The sequence below is a fragment of the Vibrio sp. 10N.222.49.A3 genome (assembly GCF_041475145.1).
Classification (GTDB): domain Bacteria; phylum Pseudomonadota; class Gammaproteobacteria; order Enterobacterales; family Vibrionaceae; genus Vibrio; species Vibrio tasmaniensis_A.
Genome location: NZ_JBFRVM010000007.1, coordinates 1 through 207, shown reverse-complemented (window position 1 = coordinate 207; position 207 = coordinate 1). Strand labels below are relative to the sequence as shown.

Here is a 207-nt window from a genome sequence, read left to right as displayed (position 1 = left end):
TGAAAACAGTCTTACCATTACTGCTGCTTACCTGTGCGAGCGTGCAAGCTCAACCCCACTCTCCCGAGCTCACTCAACTGCTGAGCGAGATACACGAGCAGTACAATAGTCCCACGCTGATGAACATAGATAAGAAAGATATGGCAGACATCACCAAACTGCCCTACTTCTTGCAGCACATTGACGAGACGGACACCGTGGAGTCCA

The 207-nt window shown here is 50.2% G+C and carries 1 pseudogene; it reads left to right on the top strand.

Going from position 1 to position 207, the window contains the following annotated elements:
- Positions 1 to 207, top strand: a pseudogene (locus tag AB4589_RS00630) (hypothetical protein); the annotation flags it as partial.